This window comes from Streptomyces sp. NPDC102490 (genome assembly GCF_044765285.1).
Lineage (GTDB): Bacteria > Actinomycetota > Actinomycetes > Streptomycetales > Streptomycetaceae > Streptomyces.
On sequence record NZ_JBIWJU010000016.1, the window covers coordinates 87,948 to 106,449 of the forward strand.

The window sequence follows — 18,502 nt, forward strand, 5'->3', positions numbered from 1 at the left end:
GGCGGCCGGGTGCGGCGCTACCTTCGTCCTGGCATGCCTCCCCGTCCCCGGCATGCCGTGTGCGAGAAGGAGGTGCCCGTGGCCGGGTCGTCCAGGAGTGATCAGCGAATAGGCCTGCTGAACGGCTTCGCGGCGTACGGGATGTGGGGCCTCGTCCCGCTGTTCTGGCCGCTGCTCAAGCCCGCCGGGGCCGGGGAGATCCTCGCCCACCGGATGGTGTGGTCCCTCGGCTTCGTCGCCGTCGCCCTGCTCTTCGTACGGCGCTGGGCCTGGGCCGGCGAGCTGCTGCGGCAGCCGCGCAAGCTGGCCCTGGTCACGGTCGCCGCGGCGGTCATCACCGTCAACTGGGGTGTCTACATCTGGGCCGTGAACAGCGGCCACGTCGTCGAGGCCTCGCTCGGGTACTTCATCAACCCGCTGGTCACCATCGCGATGGGCGTGCTGCTGCTCAAGGAGCGGCTGCGGCCCGCGCAGTGGGCGGCGGTCGGCACCGGCTTCGCGGCCGTGCTCGTCCTCACCATCGGCTACGGCCAGCCGCCGTGGATCTCGCTCTGCCTCGCCTTCTCCTTCGCCACGTACGGACTGGTGAAGAAGAAGGTCAACCTCGGTGGCGTCGAGTCGCTGGCCGCGGAGACGGCGATCCAGTTCCTGCCGGCGCTCGGTTACCTGCTGTGGCTGGGCTCGCAGGGCGAGTCGACCTTCACCACCGAGGGGCTCGGGCACTCGGCCCTGCTCGCCGCGACCGGCATCGTCACCGCGGTCCCGCTGGTCTGCTTCGGCGCGGCGGCGATCCGCGTACCGCTGTCCACGTTGGGGCTGTTGCAGTACCTGGCGCCGGTCTTCCAGTTCGCGCTCGGCGTCCTGTACTTCCACGAGGCCATGCCGCCCGAGCGCTGGGCGGGCTTCGGGCTGGTCTGGCTGGCGCTGACGCTGCTCACCTGGGACGCGTTGCGCACGGCCCACCGGACCGCGCGTGCGCTGCGGGAGCAGCTGGACCGGGCGCGCGCGGGCGTACCGCCGGTCAAGGCGGACGCCGTCGCGCGCGAGTCGGGGGTGGTGGCCTCCGGGACTCCGGTGCCGGGTTCCACCGACGCGCCCCGGCAGCAGCACGGCACCAGGGCGGGGAAGCCGTAACGGCACCTGGTGCGGCATCTCCCGGCGAGAGAAGGCGCCCTGCCTTATAAGTGGTCGTATGACATCGTCCTCGAGACCCACTCCCCTGCACATCAAGATCGTCATCGACGCGGCGGCCCCGCACGCCCAGGCGGACTTCTGGGCCGCGGCCCTCCACTACGAGGTGGAGGACAACAGCGCGCTCATCGAGAAACTGCTGGGCTTCGGTGCGGTGCCGGCGGAGTTGACGGTCGAGTCCCACGGCCGCCGCGCCTGGCGCGACCTGGCCGCCGTACGCCACCCCGACGACCCCTTCCAGGAGGAGAGCGGCACCGGGCTGGGGCGGCGGCTGCTGTTCCAGCGCGTGCCCGAGGCCAAGACGGTCAAGAACCGGGTCCACCTCGACGTGCACGCGCCGGACGGCCGGCGGGAGGAGGAGGTCGCCCGGCTCCAGGCACTGGGGGCGAGCGTGCAGCGGCAGGTGACGGAGCCGGGCGGGGAGTGGGTGGTGATGACCGATCCCGAGGGGAACGAGTTCTGCGTGCACTAGGACGACCGGCGGGGGCCGACCGGTCGCGTTGGAGTGCGACCGGTCGGGTCTGGTTGGGTCTGGTTGGGACCGAGTGCGACCAGGGGGCTTCCGGTATGTGTGACACCGTGGCCGAATAGCGGTCTTGACGGGTGGTCAGTCCCGCCCGCACCATCCAGGCACCCCATTCACTGCGGAGTCCCCTCCCCAGGGACCCCCTAGGAATTCGGAGCCCCCCACATGAAGCTCCTCCTGTCCGGGCGCGCGCTGACGGCCGGAGCCGTCGCCGTCGCCACCCTGGTGTCCGGCGGTTCGGCCGCGGGCGCGGCCACCGCGCCCGCGCACCCCACCGCTCCTGCCACCGCCGCTGCCGCTGCCGCTGCCGCACCCGACATACCGATAGCCAACGTCAAGGCCCATCTCTCGCAACTCCAGTCGATCGCCACGGCGAACGGCGGCAACCGCGCCCACGGCCGCGCCGGCTACCAGGCCTCCCTCAACTACGTGAAGGCCAAGCTGGACGCGGCCGGATTCACCACCCGCGTCCAGCAGTTCACCGCCTCGGGACGCACCGGGTACAACCTGATAGCGGACTGGCCCGGTGGCGACGCGCGTCAGGTTGTCATGGCCGGGTCACACCTGGACAGCGTCACCTCCGGGCCCGGCATCAACGACAACGGTTCCGGCTCCTCGGCCGTCCTGGAGACCGCGCTCGCCGTCGCCCGGTCCGGCTACCAGCCCACCAAGCACCTGCGCTTCGCCTGGTGGGGCGCGGAGGAGCTGGGACTCGTCGGCTCCCGCTTCTACGTCAACAGCCTCGGCTCCACCGAGCGAGCGAAGATCAGCGGCTATCTGAACTTCGACATGATCGGTTCGCCCAATCCCGGTTACTTCGTCTACGACGACGATCCCACGATCGAGAAGACGTTCAAGGACTACTACGCCGGTCTGGGCATCTCCACGGAGATCGAGACCGAGGGCGACGGACGCTCCGACCACGCGCCCTTCAAGAACGCGGGCGTCCCCGTGGGCGGTCTCTTCAGCGGCGCGGACTACCGCAAGACGTCCGCGCAGGCGGCCAAGTGGGGCGGCACCGCGGGCCAGCCGTTCGACCGCTGCTACCACTCGTCCTGCGACACGACCGCCAACATCAACGACACGGCTCTGGACCGCAACAGCGACGCCATCGCGTACGCGGTCTGGGAACTGTCGCAGTAGAGCGGCGGGCCCCGCATGGGCGTCGTCCGTCCGGGCGGGGCGGGTCCACCCAGCACCCTCCGGTCGGCGTCAGCCCGCCTGGGCGCCGACGCGTCGGGTGAGGCGGCCCATGCGGGCACGGGCGGACTCCAGTTCCTCGGCGTCCTCGGCGGCCGGGCCGTCCTCGGCGGCGAGTTCGTCCCACAGGCCGACCAGGTCGTCCCCCAGCTCCAGGCCCCGCGCGGGGTCGCGTACGGCACGCCAGGCGGTCGCCGCGCTCTGGACGTTGCCGTACGCGGCCTCGGCGTCGCCCGAGCGCCGGTGTATCCGGGCCAGGTCGAGGGAGACCTGGAAGGCGCGGTCCGGGTCGCCCGACAGGTAGGCGATGTACGCCGTGAGTTCACGGAGCCGGAGTACCTCCGGGTGCTCCGGCCCCAGCGTGCTCGACGCCTCCGTCACCGTCTCCTCCGCCAGTCGCGCCGCGACCTCCGTACGCCCTTCCTTGACGGCCTCGTTGATGCGGACCGTCGGCTCCGCGAGCAGGGCGGGGGCGGTGGCGTCACCGGGCGCGGTGAGCGGGGCGTCCCCGAGCACGGCCTCGGCCACGGCGTCGAAGCCCCGGGCCGGCGTGGGCTTGGGATCGGGATCGGAGTACGGGCCCGGGCGGGGGCCGAGGTCGGCGACGGGGGCGGCTTCCGGCTCGGGGGCGAGTGCCGGTGCCGGTATCGGCTCCGGAACCGGTACTGGTGCTGGTGCTGGTACGGCTGCGGGAATCGGCTCCGGTGCGATGGCGAAGGGGCCGGGCATGCCTGGCGTCGGCCGCGGCCCCGCGTCCTGCGAGGCACCGGCCGTGGAAGCGGCCTCCATGCGGGGCGGCGGCCCGAACTCACCCGTCGGCGGCGCCACCGTTCCGGGCGGCGTGCCCCCGGCCGGTTCCGGCAGAGCGCGCAGCGTGAACGTCGGCACGCTGTCCGGGACCGGCGCCACCGACCGCAGGACCTGCGTGAGCCGGTCCTGCGGTACGGGTACCTCGGCAGGTGCCTCCACGGACGCTTCCGTGGGTGCCTGCACCGAAGTCTCCTCGGGCGCCGTCGGCACCGGTTCCGCCGCGAGGTGGCTGGAGCCGTCCGGATCGACCCGGAGGGGCACGGAGTAGCCGAGGCGATGGTCGTGAATCGTGGCGAGGACGGGGTGGCCGGCGGCGAGGGCGAGGCGGTGGAGGCGGTTCAGGACGGCGTTCTGGATCTCCTCGCCCGGGGCCGCGACGACCAGTGAACCGTCGACCGTGGCGCCGCGTGCCCCGGAGTCGCCCTCCGGCACGCGGACGTCGATCGGCGTCGCCGCGGAACCGGGCGAGCCCTCGGCACGCTCGTCTTCCCGCTGCTTGTCGCGGCCGAGTCGAGACATCGTTCCCCCACTCATCGGCGGCTTCCGTCGGCGGTTCCCGTTCCCTGCCGTCCAGAGCCTGTCATGCCTGTCGTACACCTACCGTCGAGTCTCTCCGCTCGCCCCCGGTTCTCGCGTCACCGGGGTGTCACAGGCTCGTTCCAGGAGGTCACGCCGCCCGGAGGCGCCGTTCGCACGGTACCCGTACGAGCAGGCGGGCGCCGGGCTACGCGGTGATGTCCTTGGTCGTGAAGCGGGCCCAGGCTGCCGAGCCGAAGACTGCGGCGTAGAGGGCCTGGAGGCCGAGGTTCTTCACCAGGTCGTCCCAGTAGACCGGTTCGCGCAGCACGTCGGCGAAGGAGAGCCAGTAGTGCGAGAAGAAGTACGGCTGGAGGGCGTCGAGCTGGGGGATCTGGTCGAGGATCTGGACGGTGATCAGCAGTCCGACCGTGGTGGCCATCGCCGCGATGCCGCTGCTGGTCAGGGTGGAGACGAACAGGCCGAGGGCCGCGATGCCGACGAGTGAGGCGGCCACGACCAGGGCGATCAGCAGTGCCCGTCCCAGACCTTCGGCGTAGGTGATCCGGGTGCCGGAGATGGTGGTCAGGTCACCGACCGGGAACAGCAGCGCGCCGACCGCGAGCGCCGAGACGGCGACCACCAGGGTGGCGGCGAGGCAGAAGGCGATCACCGTCGCGTACTTGGTGAGCAGCAGCCGGGAGCGGCCGGCCGGGGCGACCAGGAGGTAGCGGAGCGTGCCGGCGCTCGACTCGCCCGCGATCGCGTCGCCCGCGACGACGCCGATGGCCATCGGCAGGAAGAACGGGAGGGTCGCGGCGAGCGCGGTGAAGACCAGGAACAGCCCGTTGTTGCTGACCTGCGAGATGAACGCCGGTCCCTCGCCGCCACCGCCGCCGCCGAGCGAGGAACCGTCGCTCGTCTCGATCTTCACGGCGATGCCCACCAGGACCGGCACGGCGGCGAGCACGGCCAGCAGGGCGAGGGTCCGCCAGCGTCGGAAGGTGATCAGCAGTTCGCTCCGGAGCAGGCCGAGGGACCACAGCGGACTCGGGGTCCGCGCGGCACCCGGGTCCGGCGCGGCACGCGACGCCGTGGGCTCGGACTCCCCCACCGGCTCGCCCCGCACCTCAGCCCGCGACATCGAAGCCCTCCCCGGTCAGCGCCACGAACGCGTCCTCCAGCGAGGCCCGTTCCAGCGCGAAGCCCCTTACCCGGACCCGGGCCGCGACCAGCGCCGCGTTCATCTCGGCGAGGTCGTGTTCCGGCGGCTCCGCCGTCACCCGGTCCCCGTCGACGACCACGTCCGCGGCCCCCTGCTCCTTCAGCACCCGGGCGGCCTCGCCCGCGTCCGGTGTGGTCACCACCAGCCGGCCGCGCGCCCCGGCCGCCAGGTCGGCGACCGCGCCCTGCGTGATCAGCCGCCCCTGTGCCATCACGGCGGCGTGGGTGCACACCTGCTCGATCTCGTCCAGCAGGTGGGAGGAGAGGAAGACGGTGGTGCCGTCGGAGGCCAGTTCGCGTACGAGGGTGCGGATCTCGCGCATGCCCTGGGGGTCGAGTCCGTTGGTCGGCTCGTCCAGCACGAGCAGCCGGCGCGGCTGGAGCAGCGCCGCGGCGAGGCCCAGCCGCTGCTTCATGCCGAGCGAGTACGCCTTCGCCTTCTTGCCGCCGGCGGCCGCGAGGCCCACCCGGTCCAGCGCCGCCGCGACGCGCTCGCGCCGGGTGCGCGGGTCGGCGGTCGGGTCGGCGGCGTCGTAGCGCAGCAGGTTGTCGCGCCCGGAGAGGAAGCCGTACAGGGCCGGGCCCTCGATGAGGGCGCCGACCCTGGGCAGTACGGTGCGGGACGCGCGCGGCATGGGCCGGCCGAGGACCCGGGCGCTGCCCGAGGTGGGTTCGATCAGTCCCATCAGCATGCGGATGGTGGTGGTCTTGCCGGAGCCGTTGGGCCCGAGGAAGCCGAAGACGCTGCCCGCCGGGACGGTCAGGTCCAGACCGTCGACGGCGAGTTGTCCGCCGCGGTAGCGCTTGGTGAGCGCGCGGGTGGCGATGACGGCGTCATCCGCGCTCTCCTGGTCCGGGCGCTCCGGCTCCGCGGCGGACGGTTCGGCCATCGGCTCCCTCTTTCGTGCTCTTCGCCGTACGGGTGGGGGTGCTGCGCCGGCCTTACTTGGCGGCGTCGGCCGCCTTCACCAGGGCGTCCTTGGTGACCGCACCGGCGTAGACCTTGCCGTCGTCCGTGATCAGGGCGTTGACCAGGCGGGTCTTGAAGACCGTACCCGAGCCGAAGTCGCCCTTGACCTGGTCGCCGAAGGAGCCGAGGAAGCCGCCGAGGTCGCCGAGGTCGCCGCTCGCGGGCGCCGTGGGCAGGCCGCCGCCGGCGCCGGTGTCGAAGGTGGCGATCGAGTTCCAGCCCTCGCCGATGACCTTGAGGCCGTCCAGCCCCTCGGCGAGGTCGCGCTCGGCCTCGCGCCCGTGCTCGGGGGCCTTGGCCTTCTGGCCGGTCTCGTCGGCCTCGGTGACCTTCGCGCCCTCGGGCGGCGTGAAGTCGAACGTCGACGCGTCCGGCTTCGCGAAGCTGACCTTGGTGAAGCCCACGTCCACGACGGCCGCGCCGCCGCTCGCCGGGGTCAGGGTGAACTTCAGCGGGGTGCCGGTCTCGGCGTCCACGGCCACGGTGATCGCACCGACCGTGGACCCGTCCTGCTTGGGCTCGACGACCAGGCGGTAGGCGTCCCGGCCCGCCACCTGCGCGGTGCCGCCGACGGTCACGGACGTGGTGTCGTCGATCGCCTTGAGCGCCTGGTCGGCGAAGTCCTTCGGGGTGGCCGGCACGTCCTTCCCGGGCACGTCCTTGCCCGGCGCGTCCTTGCCGGGCACTTCCTTCCCCGGCCGCTCGGTGCCGTCGGCGGCGGTGGAGTGGTAGACCTCGTTGGACCCGCTGTCGTAGCCCCAGACGTCCTTGCCGTTGTGGATCAGGCTGTACTCGGCGGCGTTCTCCAGCAGGGAGAGCTTCTGCCGGTCGGGGCCGTCGGCCGCGACGCGCAGCGTGTGGCTGCCGGACGCCAGCTCGGTGAGCTTGGCCGACGGGTCGGCGGCGGAGCCCTCGCCGTCCCCACCGGAGCCCGGGCCGCCGGACATTCCGGACAGCAGGCCGCTCTCCAGCCCGCCGAGGTCCGGCAGGCCGAGGTCGGTGTTGATGCGCACGGTGCCGGACAGCTGCTGGACGTCCGACTTGGCGATCTTCTCTATGAGCTGCTCCGCCGTGACCTTCGGCAGGTCGGGGTCGCCGGAGTCGGCGAGCGCGGGGACGAGCCCGATCGTCGCGGCCGCCACTCCGATCACCGCGACCGGGACGACGTACCGCGCGGCCTTGCGCCGTCCGGCCCGCAGCTCCTCGCCCTCCCCGGCGGTCGTGTTGTCGTCGGTATCGATCGGTGCCATGTGTGCCCTACCTCCGTCGTCGGCGGCGGCTGTCTCGCGACCTCGCACTCGGTTCACCCGTGAGCCGCCATTCTCACCCGAATCGGTGAGGATTGGTGTTTTTCCGTGGTGTCTATCTGACCAAATCACCGGAGCACAAGCGTCAGACCGCGGGCTCAACTCCGCCTACTCCTGCGGGATGACACGGAGGGGCGGCGGGTCCACCGGCCCGTAGGGGGCGACGAGCGACGGACGGCGCGCCACGGGCCGCAGGGCCGTCAGCCGGCCCGGTGCACCACCGCGTCGCACAGCTCGATCAGCGCGGCCTTCGCGTCGCACTCCCGCAGCGGGGCCAGCGCGGCCCGGGCGTCCTTGGCGTACCGGACGGTGTCCTTGCGGGCCTGCTCCAGCGCGGGGTGGGCGCGCAGCAGGCGCAGCGCCTCGGCGTGCCGCGCGTCGTCGCTCAGGTCGGAGTCGAGCAGCTCGCACAGCGCGACGTCCTCGGCGAGCCCCCGCCGGGCCGCCCGTTCGCGCAGCCGCAGCACGGGCAGGGTGGGGATGCCCTCGCGCAGGTCGGTGCCGGGCGTCTTGCCGGACTCGTCGGAGTCGGAGGCGATGTCCAGGACGTCGTCCGCCAGCTGGAAGGCGACACCGAGCCGCTCGCCGTACTGGGTCAGCACGTCGACCACCGTCTCGTCGGCGCCGGACATCATCGCGCCGAACCGGCAGGAGACCGCCACCAGCGATCCCGTCTTGCCGCCCAGCACGTCCAGGTAATGGTCGACCGGGTCGCGGCCGTCCTGCGGGCCGGCCGTCTCCAGGATCTGGCCGGTGACCAGCCGCTCGAACGCGAGGGCCTGGACACGGACCGCCTCGGGGCCGAGGTCGGCGAGGATCTGCGAGGCGCGGGCGAACAGGAAGTCACCGGTGAGGACGGCGACCGAGTTGCCCCAGCGGGTGTTCGCGCTGGGCACCCCGCGCCGCACGGCGGCCTCGTCCATCACGTCGTCGTGGTACAGCGTGGCGAGGTGGGTCAGCTCCACCACCACGGCCGAGGGCACGATCCCGGGGGCGTAGGGGTCGCCGAACTGGGCCGAGAGCATCACCAGCAGCGGCCGGAACCGCTTCCCGCCGGCCCGCACCAGGTGCTGGGCGGCCTCCGTGATGAACGGCACCTCGCTTTTGGTTGCCTCGAGCAACCCTTCCTCGACAGCAACCAATCCGGCCTGGACATCGGCTTCCAGAGCCTGGTCCCGCACGCTCAGCCCGAACGGCCCGACGACGGTCACGAGGGGTCTCCTGTCTGCTGGTGTCTACTGGCGATTACCTGGTTTGTCGATAGGTCGCTGCCACCACTCAAGTCAGCGTATCCGGTCACGTTTCGATCACCGCTAGCGCCCACCGTTACAGGCTGGTCGGTATCGGATCATGAACGGTATGTTTTTGATCAGGTGATATGAGCAGATTTTGATTGATATCGCCAGAGGGGACGAGCCGGATCAGGAGGGCGGACGGGCCGGAAGCCGCCACCGAAGATCCCACCACTCCTCCCAACGGCCCGCACTTCGAGAACGTCACCCGATCGCCACACGCGCCCGTACCGGCCCGCACCGGTCCGCGCGCAACGGCCCACACGCACCGGCCCGCGCACACCCGCTCGCACCGGTCCGCGTACGGCCGCCCGGCAGGACCGGCAGGCGCCTCCCCGGCGGTCCACTCCCCACCCCGCTTCCCTCCTCCCGCCGCTCGACACCCGAAGCCGTCCCCACCTGCGGCCGGTTGGCGCCTAGTTGAGTCGAATGCCCGTTTTGCCGTGCTTACTGAGGCCAGTGAGTTGGCTCACTCCGGGCCGCCCGCAGGCAACCCCGCCCGAACCTGTGCCCTCCCTTTGCCCCGCAAGCCAGTTGAGGCTTGGCAACAGCAAAGGATCAAGAGCCTCAAACGCCTCAGACCAAGGTCAACAGGCACGTTGGGTGATTCCTGCACTTGTTCCGGACATGTGCTCTCGCATACGTTCCCGGCCTGTCGGGCGGACGCCGAATCCTGCCACCGCCCGTCGCACAGTCATCCACCCAACACACTCGCCGGCAGGAGCGGGGGACCCAGGTAAGTCGCCGCACCGGTCACCACCGGAGCGGCTCGGGGTGAAGCCGTACCCGTCAGGGGCGCGGCCGGGCACCTCCCCGCCCGAACCCGACAGCTCACCTCGTAGGCGTAAGGAGAGGGACACATGTCTGCCAACGGTCAGAACCGTCACGCCCGCACCAGCCGCCTCGTCCGCAAGCTCGCGGTGGCCGGCACCGGCGCCGCGGTGCTCGCGCTGCCGCTCATCGGCGCCACCACCGCCTCCGCGGCCACCCCGGCCGCCGCCACGACCGCCGCCAAGGCGGCCACGACGTACCCGGACAACCTCGACGGCTGGATCCGCGAGTCGCTCGCCATCATGGCCCAGCACGGCATCCCCGGGACCTACGAGGGCATTCACCGCAACATCATGCGGGAGTCCTCCGGCAACCCGCTCGCCATCAACAACTGGGACATCAACGCCGTCAACGGCACCCCGTCCAAGGGTCTGCTCCAGGTGATCGACCCGACCTTCCAGGCGTACCACGTGCCCGGCACCTCCTGGGACCCGTACGACCCGGTCGCCAACATCACCGCCGCCTGCAACTACGCGGCCGACCGCTACGGCTCGATGGACAACGTCTTCAGCGCGTACTGAGCCGTACGCCGCCCGGTCCTCGCCTAAGAGGTACCGAAGATCCGCTCGAGGACGACGGCCACGCCGTCGTCCTCGTTCGTCGTGGTGACCTCGTCGGCCACCGCCTTGAGTTCGGGGTGGGCGCCGGCCATGGCGACGCCGCGGGCCGCCCAGTGGAACATGGGGATGTCGTTGGGCATGTCCCCGAAGGCGAGCGTCCGCCGCCGGTCGAGGCCCAGGTGCTCGGCGGCCAGCGCCAGGCCGGTCGCCTTCGTGATGCCGCAGGGCTGCAACTCAACGGTGCCGGGCCCCGACATGGTGACCGTGGCGAGGGAACCGACCACCGCGCGCGCCGTCGTCGCCAGTTCGTCGTCGGTCAGCTCGGGGTGGCGCAGCAGCACCTTGCTGATCGGCCTGGACCACAGCTGCTCGCGCCGCTCGACGCGCACCGCGGGCAGCGTCGGGTGGGGCATCAGGTAGCCCGGCTCGATGAGCGTCAGGCCGTCGACGCCGTCCTGGTCGACGGCGGCGTGCACCTGGCCCACCTCGGCCTCGATCTTGCCGAGCGCGGTCTCGGCCAGCTCCCGGTCCAGGGTGACCGACCACAGCATCCGGTGCGCCCCGGCGTCGTACACCTGCGCGCCCTGCCCGCACACCGCGAGTCCCGTGCCGCCGAGCCGGTCCAGCAGGGGGCGCACCCGGGGGGCCGGCCGCCCCGTCACCACCAGGTGCCGCGCCCCCGCCCCGGCGACCCGCGCCAGCGCGGCCAGCGACCGGTCGGAGACGGTGTCGTCGCCGCGGAGCAGCGTGCCGTCCAGGTCGGTGGCGACGAGGGAATATGCGGTGCGGTCCATGATCAGAGAATACGGACACCGCACCCGTCCGACTCACCCGTGACCGCTTCCGAACGAGGGCGTAGCGAATGCGCTCGAACTGGAATGAGGATGCACGAGTGCGCCCGATCCTGCCCAAAACCTGACACATCATCGGCTAAAGCCGGGTCAGGGCCTGTACACCGGTCCCCGTGCACACCACCGCGTCAAGATCCCGTCCCGGGCGCCGCCACCTCCGGTCGCACTGCCCAAGACCGGTGGGTCAGCCGTAACGTGTGGCCCGACCACGCAGACACGGCGCGCACGGCGCACATGGCGAGCACGAAAGCGAGGCAGCACCTGATGCCCCCCTTCGATGTCCCCGAGGGCGATCCCTTCGGTCCGCACAACCTTCCGTACGGCGTGTTCTCGATCCCCGGCTCGCGCGACCGGACGGTGGGCGTCCGGCTCGGCGACCACGTCCTCGACGCGGGCGCGGCGGCCCACGCTCTCGGCTCGCCGTACGCCTCCCTGCTCGCACGGCCCACCCTCAACCCGCTGCTGGCGGCCGGGCGGACGGCGTGGTCGGACGTGCGGCGCGCGCTGACGGCGTGGGTGACGGTCCCCTCCCACCGCGAGGTCCTGGAACCGCTCTTCCATCCGCTGTCGTCGGTGACCCTGCACCTGCCCTTCGAGGTCGCCGACTACGTCGACTTCTACGCCTCCGAGCACCACGCCCGCAACGTCGGCCAGATCTTCCGCCCCGACGCCGCCGACTCCCTCACCCCGAACTGGAAGCACCTCCCGATCGGGTACCACGGCCGTTCCGGCACGGTCGTCGTGTCCGGCACCGACGTCGTACGCCCGTCCGGGCAGCGCAAGGCACCGGCCGACGCCGCTCCCGTCTTCGGCCCTTCCGTACGCCTCGACATCGAGGCCGAGGTCGGCTTCGTCGTGGGGGTGCCGTCCGCACCGGGCCGTCCGGTGGCGCTCGGCGACTTCCGCGAGCACGTCTTCGGGCTCTGCCTGCTCAACGACTGGTCCGCGCGGGACGTCCAGGCGTGGGAGTACGTGCCCCTCGGCCCGTTCCTCGGCAAGTCCTTCGCCACGTCGGTGTCGGCGTGGATCACCCCGCTGGACGCGCTGGAGGAGGCGCGGGTGGCGCCGCCCGAGCGCACGCACGAGCTGCTGCCCTACCTGGACGACACCGCCGACGACCAGGACGGCCCCGGCGGCTACGACCTGCGGATCTCCGTCGCCCTCAACGGCCACGTCGTCTCCGAGCCGCCGTTCTCCACCATGTACTGGACGGCCGCCCAGCAGTTGGCCCACATGACGGTCAACGGCGCCTCGCTGCGCACCGGCGACCTCTACGGCTCGGGCACGGTGAGCGGGCCGGCCGAGCGGGAGCGGGGATCGCTGCTCGAACTGACCTGGAACGGCCGCGACCCGCTGGAACTGCCCGACGGCAAGCGGACGTTCCTGGAGGACGGGGACGTGGTGACCCTCACGGCCTGGGCCCCGGGACCGGACGGGGTCCGGGTGGGGCTGGGAGAGGTGACCGGGCGGGTGGTCGGCCGGGACGTCTGACCGGGCGCGGGCGAGACCCCGGCGGCACATGCGGCCACGCGGGCGCGGGCGAGACCCCGGCGGCACATGCGGCCACGCGGACGCGAGCGAGACCCCGGCGGCACATGCGGCCACGCGGACGCGAGCGAGACCCCGGCGGCACATGCGGCCACGCGGACGCGAGGAGTGCCCCCGGCGGCGTGCGGCGACGCGTGCGGTCGGGAGGCTCCCGCCGACCGGTCGGTGGGGGCACCCATTCCGGAACCCGTGCCCGTCGACACCTGACTCCCGCCACCCGGCCCCGTCATACTGGCGTCGGGCGGTGTCCGCGCACGGCCCGGCCCAGCACAGCCCCTGTACAGCCAGAGCCGCCCATCCTCGACCAGGATCCGGAGCCAGTGGCATGACCGTCTGCCTGCTCCTGCTGTTCGTCGTCGCCGTGACCGCCGCGGTGCCGGTGCCGCGCGCGCTGACCCGTTCCGCGTGGCCCGAGCGGGACCCCGTGGTCGGGTTGTGGGTGTGGCAGTGCCTGGTCGCCACCGTGCTGCTGTGCTGTCTGACGGCTCTGGTCCTCGGTGCCGCCGCGGTCTTCGGGACGGTCCGCGCCCAGTTGTTCGCACCGGCGCCGCCCGCGGTGACCGCGGCGTACAACCTCTCCGCCGGTCCGTTCTGGGCGGCTGTCCTCACCCTGCTGCTGGCGGCCGGGGCCGCCTGGACGACCGCGATGCTCGCGCGCGAACTCGTCGAGGCCCGCCGCCGGCGCGCCCGGTCCCGCGCCCATCTGCGCGAGCGCGCCCCCGACCTGCCCGCCGGACTGCCCGCCGCCCGCGGGCCGCTGCTGGTGCTGGAGGACGAGTACCCGGACGCCTGGTGGATGCCCGGGAGTCCGCCGCAGCTGATCGTCACCACCGGTGCCCTGCACCGCCTCACCGACCACCAGCTGGACGCCGTCCTCACCCACGAGCGCGGCCACGCCCGGGCCCGCCACGACTGGCTGCTGCACCTGTCGACCGCCCTGGCCACCGGGTTCCCGAGCGTCCCGCTCTTCGCCCACTTCTGCGACCAGACCCACCGCCTGGTCGAACTCTCGGCCGACGACACCGCCTCCCGGCGCTGCGGCCACCTGACCACCGCGCTCGCCCTGATCGAGCTGAACCAGCACCGCGGCGTCCTGTCCTGCGCCTCCAGCCACCGCCTCCTCGGCGAACGGGTCGACCGCCTCCTGGAGCCCCAACCCCGTCTGCCCCGCCGCCACCGCGCCCTGACCACGGCGACAGCGGCCCTGGTCCCGCTCCTCCCCCTCCTGATCACCTTCGCCCCGGGCCTGACGGCCCTGACGTAACCCCACAGCCACGGGCACCCACCCCTCCACTCGGCGCCCCGGTGAGAGCCACGGTGGCAGCCAGGGTGAGAGCCGGGGTGAGAGCCACGGTGGCAGAACTCCCCCACGCCGGGCAGAAACCCCAGCTCACCCCCACAACCGGCGGAGCCCCAGGTGGCGCAACATTCCCGCAACACCACTAATCCCACTGGATAGGTATGGTTCCAGCCATGCCGCCCACCGCACGCATCCGAGACCACGCCGGTCAAGGCGCGACCACCGTCGCCGCCCACCGCACGCGGCGTCGGCTGCGCGCCGACCGGGCCCGGCAACTGGCCGACCTGCTCCGCCGCCAGCTCCTCGACGACGCCTTCCCCGACGGCACCCTGCCCCACGAGGACACCCTCGCCGCCGACTACGACACCACCCGCAACACCGTCCGCCTGGCGCTCGATCTGCTGCGCGCCGAAGGGCTCGTGGCCCGCCGGCCCGGGATCGGCACCGTGGTCGTGGCCCGCAAGTACGCCCACGGGCTCGACCGGCTGATGGGCCTCGCGGAGACCCTGCACGAACACGGCCGCGTCACCAACGAGGTCCGTACCACCGTCCCCGTCCCGGCTCCCGCCCCGGTCGCCGAACGCCTCCGCGTCCCGCCCAGCGCCGACGTCCTCTACATCGAACGCCTGCGCCGCCTCAACGGCGTCCCGCTCTCCCTGGACCTCACCTACCTCCCCCTCGACATCGGGACCACGCTGCTCGGCGCGGACCTGGAGAACACCGACGTGTTCCGTCTCCTGGAATCCGTCACCGGCCGGCCGCTCGGCCACGCCGAGATCACCCTGGAGGCCGTCACCGCCGACGCGCACTCCGCCGCCGTACTGGAGGCACCGCGCGGCACGGCGGTCCTCATGCTGGAACGGCTCACCCACCTCGCCGACGGCCGCCCCGTCGACCTGGAGTTCGTCCGCTTCCGCGGCGACCGCATCGCGATGAGCGGTCTGCTGCACCGGTCCCTGTGACCCGCTGAACCCCCTTTCGCGCACCCTCCCTGGAGACAGCCATGCCCTTGGCGCCCCAGCGGGCCGACGTGCCCGTGACCATCGACGAGTCGAAGTGCATCGAAGGCTGCACGCTCTGCGTGGACATGTGCCCGCTGGACTCCCTCGCCATCGACGAGCGCAACGGCAAGGCGTACATGCACGTCGACGAGTGCTGGTACTGCGGCCCGTGCGCCGCCCGCTGCCCCACCGGGGCGGTCACGGTCAACATGCCCTACCTGCTCCGGTGAGAGGCCGACTCCCCATGAAGGCGAAACGCACCCCGCTCCCCGTCACCGCCGCCGCTGCCGCCGTGGCCCTGCTCCTCCCCCTCACCGCCTGCGGCGGCGACGCGTCCGCCGACGGGGACGGCTCCACGGTCACCGTGACGGTCGGCTACCAGTCCAGGACGATCAACACGGTCACCGCCGGCACCCTCCTGCGCTCCCTCGGCTCCTTCGAGAAGCAGCTCAACTCCCTCGGCGACGGCATCACCTACAAGGTCGACTGGCAGGACTACGCGACCGGTGCGCCCATCACCGCCCAGATGACCGCCGGGAAGATCGACATCGGCTCGATGGGCGACTTCCCGCTGCTCATCAACGCGGCCCGCGGCAAGCAGCTCGGCAGGCCGACCCGTCTGGTCTCGGTCACCGGCTACAACCTCCGCGGCGGCCTCAACACCATCGTCGTCCCACCCGATTCTTCTCTCACCTCCCTGAAGGACCTGAAGGGCAAGAAGGTCTCGACGAGCGTCGGCTCGGCCGCCGACGGAACCCTTGTCCGCGCCCTGCAACGCGCCGGTCTCGACCCCGCCGAGGACATCGAGAAGCTCAACCAGCAGCCCGCCGTGGGTGCCTCGGCCCTGGACGCGGGAAGCGCGGACGCCCTGTCGCAGTTCGTCGCCTGGCCCGGCCTGCTCGCCCACCAGGGCAAGGCGAAGGCCCTGTACGACGGAGCGCAGCTGAACCTGCCCACCTTCCACGGCGTCACCGCCGTCGAGGACTTCGCCAAGAAGCACCCCGCCGTGCTGGAGGCGTTCCTGAGGGCCCAGACGCAGGCGACCGACTACCTGAACGCGCATCCGGTGGCCGCCGCGGAGCAGGTCGCGAAGGCCACCGGCCTGCCCGCCGAAACCGTCTACCTCTACAACGGCGCCCAGGGCATCGCCACCTTCGACCCGGCGGTCAAGCCGCAGCTCGTCGAAGCCCTCAAGGAGGACGTCTCGATCCTCAAGGACGCGAAACTCACCGGCGACGTGGACGTGGACGCCTTCGTCGACGACCAGTACGTGAAGAAGGCGCTCGGACCGGCCGAGTACGCCGAGCGGCTCGCCGCCACGCCCCCGAAACCGGCCGGCGAGGTCTGGCCCCAGGGCGCGGAGAAGACCCTGTCCTTCTCCTCCCCCGCCGCGCTGCTGCGGCACGTGGCCGGGCATCGCGACGAGGTCCGCGCCGCCTACGTGCCCGACAGCACCACCGGCACCCTGTGGTTCGCCGACCAGGCGGTGTGGGTGGCCGACGGCGGTGACCTGCTGCCCTTCGTCGCACCCGAGACCGCGCGGGCGTACGTCGCCGGGCACGGCGGAGCGCGCGTCGTCCCGTACGCCGAGGCACTGGAGCGGGCGTCGTGAACCGCTACGCCCGCTACGCCCTGCGGATCGCCTCGCTCGCCGTCGCCCTGGGCCTGTGGCAGCTGCTGACCGCCCAGGACATCGACCTGTGGCTGCGCTTCTCGCAGTTCCCCACCGTCACCGACGTGGCCCACACCTTCGCCGACCGGCTGGCGGGGGCGGACTACTGGACCGACCTCACCGACAGCCTGACCCGCATCCTCACCGGCTTCCTGCTCGCCGCCGTCCTGGGCGTGGCCACGGGCGTGCTGGTGGCCCGCTCGCGGCTCGCCGAGGACCTGCTCGGCCCGGTCCTCGAAGTGATCCGGCCCATTCCCGCCATCGCCCTCGTCCCCGTGGCGATCCTCCTCTTCCCGTCCAACGAACAGGGCATCGTCTTCATCACCTGCGCCGCCGCCTTCTTCCCCGTCCTGGTCTCCACCCGGCACGCGGTACGCGCGCTGACCCCGGTGTGGGAGGAGGCGGTCCGCACCATGGGCGGCGGCCGGTGGCGGGTCCTCGGCTCGGTTGTTCTGCCGGGCGCGCTGCCCGGTGTCTTCGGTGGTCTGTCGGTCGGCATCGGCGTCTCGTGGATCTGTGTGATCTCCGCCGAGATGATCTCCGGTCAGTACGGCGTGGGGTACCGCACCTGGCAGGACTACACGGTCGTCGACTACCCGGGCGTCTTCGTCGGCATGGTCACCATCGGCGCGCTCGGCTGGCTGACCTCCACGGCCGTGGAACTGCTGGGCCGCCGCCTCACCCGCTGGCTGCCGCGCACGGCGTACGTCCCCACCGCCCGTCCGAAACCCGCACGGGCCGGTGCGCCGCCGTCGCCCGCCCGCGCCGCCGTACGCAAGGACACCCGCGCCCACTCCGAGGAGGCACGCGATGAGTACCTCGTCCGAGACTGAGACTGAGACCGGGATTGAGACGGAGACCGGGACCGGGACCGACGCCGAGACCGGAACGGGTACCGGGGCCGGGGTCGCGGCTGGGGCCGGTACCGGGGCCCGGCCGCCGGCCGGTGGCGGGGCGGCCGGCCGCGGTGCGCGGCTCGCGCTGCGCGACGCCACCCTCGGGCGCCCGGACGCCGCCGCGGTGAGCGGTGTGGACGTCGACGTCTCCCCCGGCGAGATCCTCACCGTGGTCGGGCCCTCGGGCTGCGGCAAGTCGACGCTGCTGCGCACCCTGGCCGGCCTGCTGCCGCCGCTGGCCGGAACGGCGGAACAGGACGGGCGCCCCGTCGTGGGCCCGGGCGCGGACCGGGCGCTGGTCTTCCAGGAGGACGCCCTCCTGCCCTGGCGCACCCTGCGCGGCAACGTCGAACTCCCCCTCGCCATCCATGGCCTGCCCCGCACCGAACGCCGGGAACAGGCGACGGCCTGGCTGGAGCGGGTCGGCCTCGCCGCACAGGCCGGGCAGCTGCCGCACCGGGTCTCCGGGGGACAGCGCCAGCGCGCCCAGTTGGCCCGTGCGCTGGCCGGGCGTCCCCGCGCCGTCCTGATGGACGAACCCTTCGGCGCCCTCGACGCCCAGACCCGCGCCGGCATGCAGGACCTGCTGGTGGAGGTACTGCACGGCACGGGCGCGACCGTCGTCTTCGTCACCCACGACGTGGACGAGGCCCTGTTCCTCGGCGACCGCGTCGCCCTGCTCGGCGCCGGCCGCCTGACCGCCGTACGCGACGTGCCCCGCCCCCGGGACCGCGCCGCGCACGACGACCCGGCCCGCGTGGCGCTGCGGCGCGACGTCCTGACATCCCTCGGCACCTGAAAGGCCAC

General features: G+C 72.5%; 17 protein-coding genes and 1 riboswitch. Of the genes, 11 read left to right on the plus strand and 6 right to left on the minus strand.

Annotation, left to right across the window (positions count from 1 at the left end):
- Positions 1–78: 78 nt before the first annotated feature.
- From rarD to ACIRGB_RS32230, 3 genes are all read left to right on the plus strand, one after another.
- Positions 79–1,134, plus strand: coding sequence for an EamA family transporter RarD (gene rarD, locus ACIRGB_RS32220; RefSeq protein WP_403872395.1), 1,056 nt, complete (start codon positions 79–81; stop codon positions 1,132–1,134).
- A 58-nt stretch (positions 1,135–1,192) separates the two neighbouring features.
- Complete coding sequence (locus ACIRGB_RS32225; protein ID WP_403872396.1) at positions 1,193–1,663, plus strand: VOC family protein; 471 nt, start codon at positions 1,193–1,195, stop codon at positions 1,661–1,663.
- 219 nt (positions 1,664–1,882) lie between these two features.
- Entirely contained in the window at positions 1,883–2,860 is a 978-nt protein-coding gene (locus ACIRGB_RS32230) for a M28 family metallopeptidase (RefSeq protein ID WP_403872398.1), read from the plus strand.
- 69 nt (positions 2,861–2,929) lie between these two features.
- Here the strand turns inward: ACIRGB_RS32230 and ACIRGB_RS32235 are convergent, their stop codons facing one another.
- From ACIRGB_RS32235 to ACIRGB_RS32255, 5 genes are all read right to left on the minus strand, one after another.
- Positions 2,930–4,246 carry a tetratricopeptide repeat protein gene (locus ACIRGB_RS32235; protein ID WP_403872400.1) on the minus strand — a complete coding sequence of 439 codons (1,317 nt, stop codon included), beginning with the start codon at positions 4,244–4,246 and terminating at the stop codon, positions 2,930–2,932.
- 205 nt (positions 4,247–4,451) lie between these two features.
- A complete protein-coding gene (locus ACIRGB_RS32240; RefSeq protein WP_403872402.1) occupies positions 4,452–5,387 on the minus strand; it encodes an ABC transporter permease in 936 nt (311 codons plus the stop codon).
- Complete coding sequence (locus ACIRGB_RS32245) at positions 5,374–6,357, minus strand: ABC transporter ATP-binding protein (protein WP_403872404.1); 984 nt, start codon at positions 6,355–6,357, stop codon at positions 5,374–5,376. The genes ACIRGB_RS32240 and ACIRGB_RS32245 overlap by 14 nt, the downstream gene beginning before the upstream one ends.
- A gap of 52 nt (positions 6,358–6,409) precedes the next feature.
- On the minus strand, positions 6,410–7,687 hold the full coding sequence (locus tag ACIRGB_RS32250) for an outer membrane lipoprotein carrier protein LolA (protein ID WP_403872406.1): 1,278 nt from the start codon (positions 7,685–7,687) through the stop codon (positions 6,410–6,412).
- A 257-nt stretch (positions 7,688–7,944) separates the two neighbouring features.
- The gene (locus ACIRGB_RS32255) at positions 7,945–8,955 is read right to left on the minus strand and encodes a polyprenyl synthetase family protein (protein WP_403872408.1); all 1,011 of its coding nucleotides are present in this window, start codon (positions 8,953–8,955) and stop codon (positions 7,945–7,947) included.
- 783 nt (positions 8,956–9,738) lie between these two features.
- Positions 9,739–9,895: riboswitch (cyclic di-AMP (ydaO/yuaA leader) on the plus strand.
- Position 9,896: 1 nt separating this feature from the next.
- Here ACIRGB_RS32255 and ACIRGB_RS32260 point away from each other — a divergent pair.
- Positions 9,897–10,388 (plus strand): transglycosylase SLT domain-containing protein, encoded by a 492-nt coding sequence (locus ACIRGB_RS32260; protein WP_403872410.1) that lies wholly within the window; start codon positions 9,897–9,899, stop codon positions 10,386–10,388.
- 23 nt (positions 10,389–10,411) lie between these two features.
- Here the strand turns inward: ACIRGB_RS32260 and ACIRGB_RS32265 are convergent, their stop codons facing one another.
- A complete protein-coding gene (locus ACIRGB_RS32265) occupies positions 10,412–11,221 on the minus strand; it encodes an HAD family hydrolase (protein ID WP_403872412.1) in 810 nt (269 codons plus the stop codon).
- Between the two features lie 321 nt (positions 11,222–11,542).
- Here ACIRGB_RS32265 and fahA point away from each other — a divergent pair, with 321 nt between their 5' ends.
- From fahA to ACIRGB_RS32300, 7 genes are all read left to right on the plus strand, one after another.
- On the plus strand, positions 11,543–12,769 hold the full coding sequence (gene fahA, locus ACIRGB_RS32270; protein ID WP_403872413.1) for a fumarylacetoacetase: 1,227 nt from the start codon (positions 11,543–11,545) through the stop codon (positions 12,767–12,769).
- Positions 12,770–13,151: 382 nt separating this feature from the next.
- A complete protein-coding gene (locus tag ACIRGB_RS32275; RefSeq protein WP_403872415.1) occupies positions 13,152–14,090 on the plus strand; it encodes a M56 family metallopeptidase in 939 nt (312 codons plus the stop codon).
- Between the two features lie 209 nt (positions 14,091–14,299).
- The gene (locus ACIRGB_RS32280) at positions 14,300–15,088 is read left to right on the plus strand and encodes a GntR family transcriptional regulator (RefSeq protein ID WP_403872417.1); all 789 of its coding nucleotides are present in this window, start codon (positions 14,300–14,302) and stop codon (positions 15,086–15,088) included.
- 41 nt (positions 15,089–15,129) lie between these two features.
- Positions 15,130–15,357 (plus strand): ferredoxin family protein, encoded by a 228-nt coding sequence (locus tag ACIRGB_RS32285; protein ID WP_030145386.1) that lies wholly within the window; start codon positions 15,130–15,132, stop codon positions 15,355–15,357.
- Positions 15,358–15,371: 14 nt separating this feature from the next.
- Positions 15,372–16,739, plus strand: coding sequence for an ABC transporter substrate-binding protein (locus ACIRGB_RS32290; RefSeq protein ID WP_403872419.1), 1,368 nt, complete (start codon positions 15,372–15,374; stop codon positions 16,737–16,739).
- On the plus strand, positions 16,736–17,632 hold the full coding sequence (locus ACIRGB_RS32295; RefSeq protein ID WP_403872421.1) for an ABC transporter permease: 897 nt from the start codon (positions 16,736–16,738) through the stop codon (positions 17,630–17,632). Before ACIRGB_RS32290 ends, ACIRGB_RS32295 begins: the two co-directional genes overlap by 4 nt.
- Positions 17,610–18,494, plus strand: a complete 885-nt coding sequence (locus ACIRGB_RS32300; protein WP_403872422.1) for an ABC transporter ATP-binding protein — start codon at positions 17,610–17,612, stop codon at positions 18,492–18,494. The genes ACIRGB_RS32295 and ACIRGB_RS32300 overlap by 23 nt, the downstream gene beginning before the upstream one ends.
- Positions 18,495–18,502: the final 8 nt, after the last annotated feature.

Coding starts and splice junctions, on each gene's coding strand:
- fahA (WP_403872413.1), top strand. CDS start 11,543: ATGCCCCCCTTCGATGTCCCCGAGGGCGATCCCTTCGGTCCGCACAAC.
- ACIRGB_RS32260 (WP_403872410.1), top strand. CDS start 9,897: ATGTCTGCCAACGGTCAGAACCGTCACGCCCGCACCAGCCGCCTCGTC.
- ACIRGB_RS32285 (WP_030145386.1), top strand. CDS start 15,130: ATGCCCTTGGCGCCCCAGCGGGCCGACGTGCCCGTGACCATCGACGAG.
- ACIRGB_RS32225 (WP_403872396.1), top strand. CDS start 1,193: ATGACATCGTCCTCGAGACCCACTCCCCTGCACATCAAGATCGTCATC.
- ACIRGB_RS32240 (WP_403872402.1), bottom strand. CDS start 5,387: ATGTCGCGGGCTGAGGTGCGGGGCGAGCCGGTGGGGGAGTCCGAGCCC.
- ACIRGB_RS32300 (WP_403872422.1), top strand. CDS start 17,610: ATGAGTACCTCGTCCGAGACTGAGACTGAGACCGGGATTGAGACGGAG.
- ACIRGB_RS32290 (WP_403872419.1), top strand. CDS start 15,372: ATGAAGGCGAAACGCACCCCGCTCCCCGTCACCGCCGCCGCTGCCGCC.
- ACIRGB_RS32245 (WP_403872404.1), bottom strand. CDS start 6,357: ATGGCCGAACCGTCCGCCGCGGAGCCGGAGCGCCCGGACCAGGAGAGC.
- ACIRGB_RS32250 (WP_403872406.1), bottom strand. CDS start 7,687: ATGGCACCGATCGATACCGACGACAACACGACCGCCGGGGAGGGCGAG.
- ACIRGB_RS32275 (WP_403872415.1), top strand. CDS start 13,152: ATGACCGTCTGCCTGCTCCTGCTGTTCGTCGTCGCCGTGACCGCCGCG.
- ACIRGB_RS32235 (WP_403872400.1), bottom strand. CDS start 4,246: ATGTCTCGACTCGGCCGCGACAAGCAGCGGGAAGACGAGCGTGCCGAG.
- ACIRGB_RS32280 (WP_403872417.1), top strand. CDS start 14,300: ATGCCGCCCACCGCACGCATCCGAGACCACGCCGGTCAAGGCGCGACC.
- ACIRGB_RS32230 (WP_403872398.1), top strand. CDS start 1,883: ATGAAGCTCCTCCTGTCCGGGCGCGCGCTGACGGCCGGAGCCGTCGCC.
- ACIRGB_RS32265 (WP_403872412.1), bottom strand. CDS start 11,221: ATGGACCGCACCGCATATTCCCTCGTCGCCACCGACCTGGACGGCACG.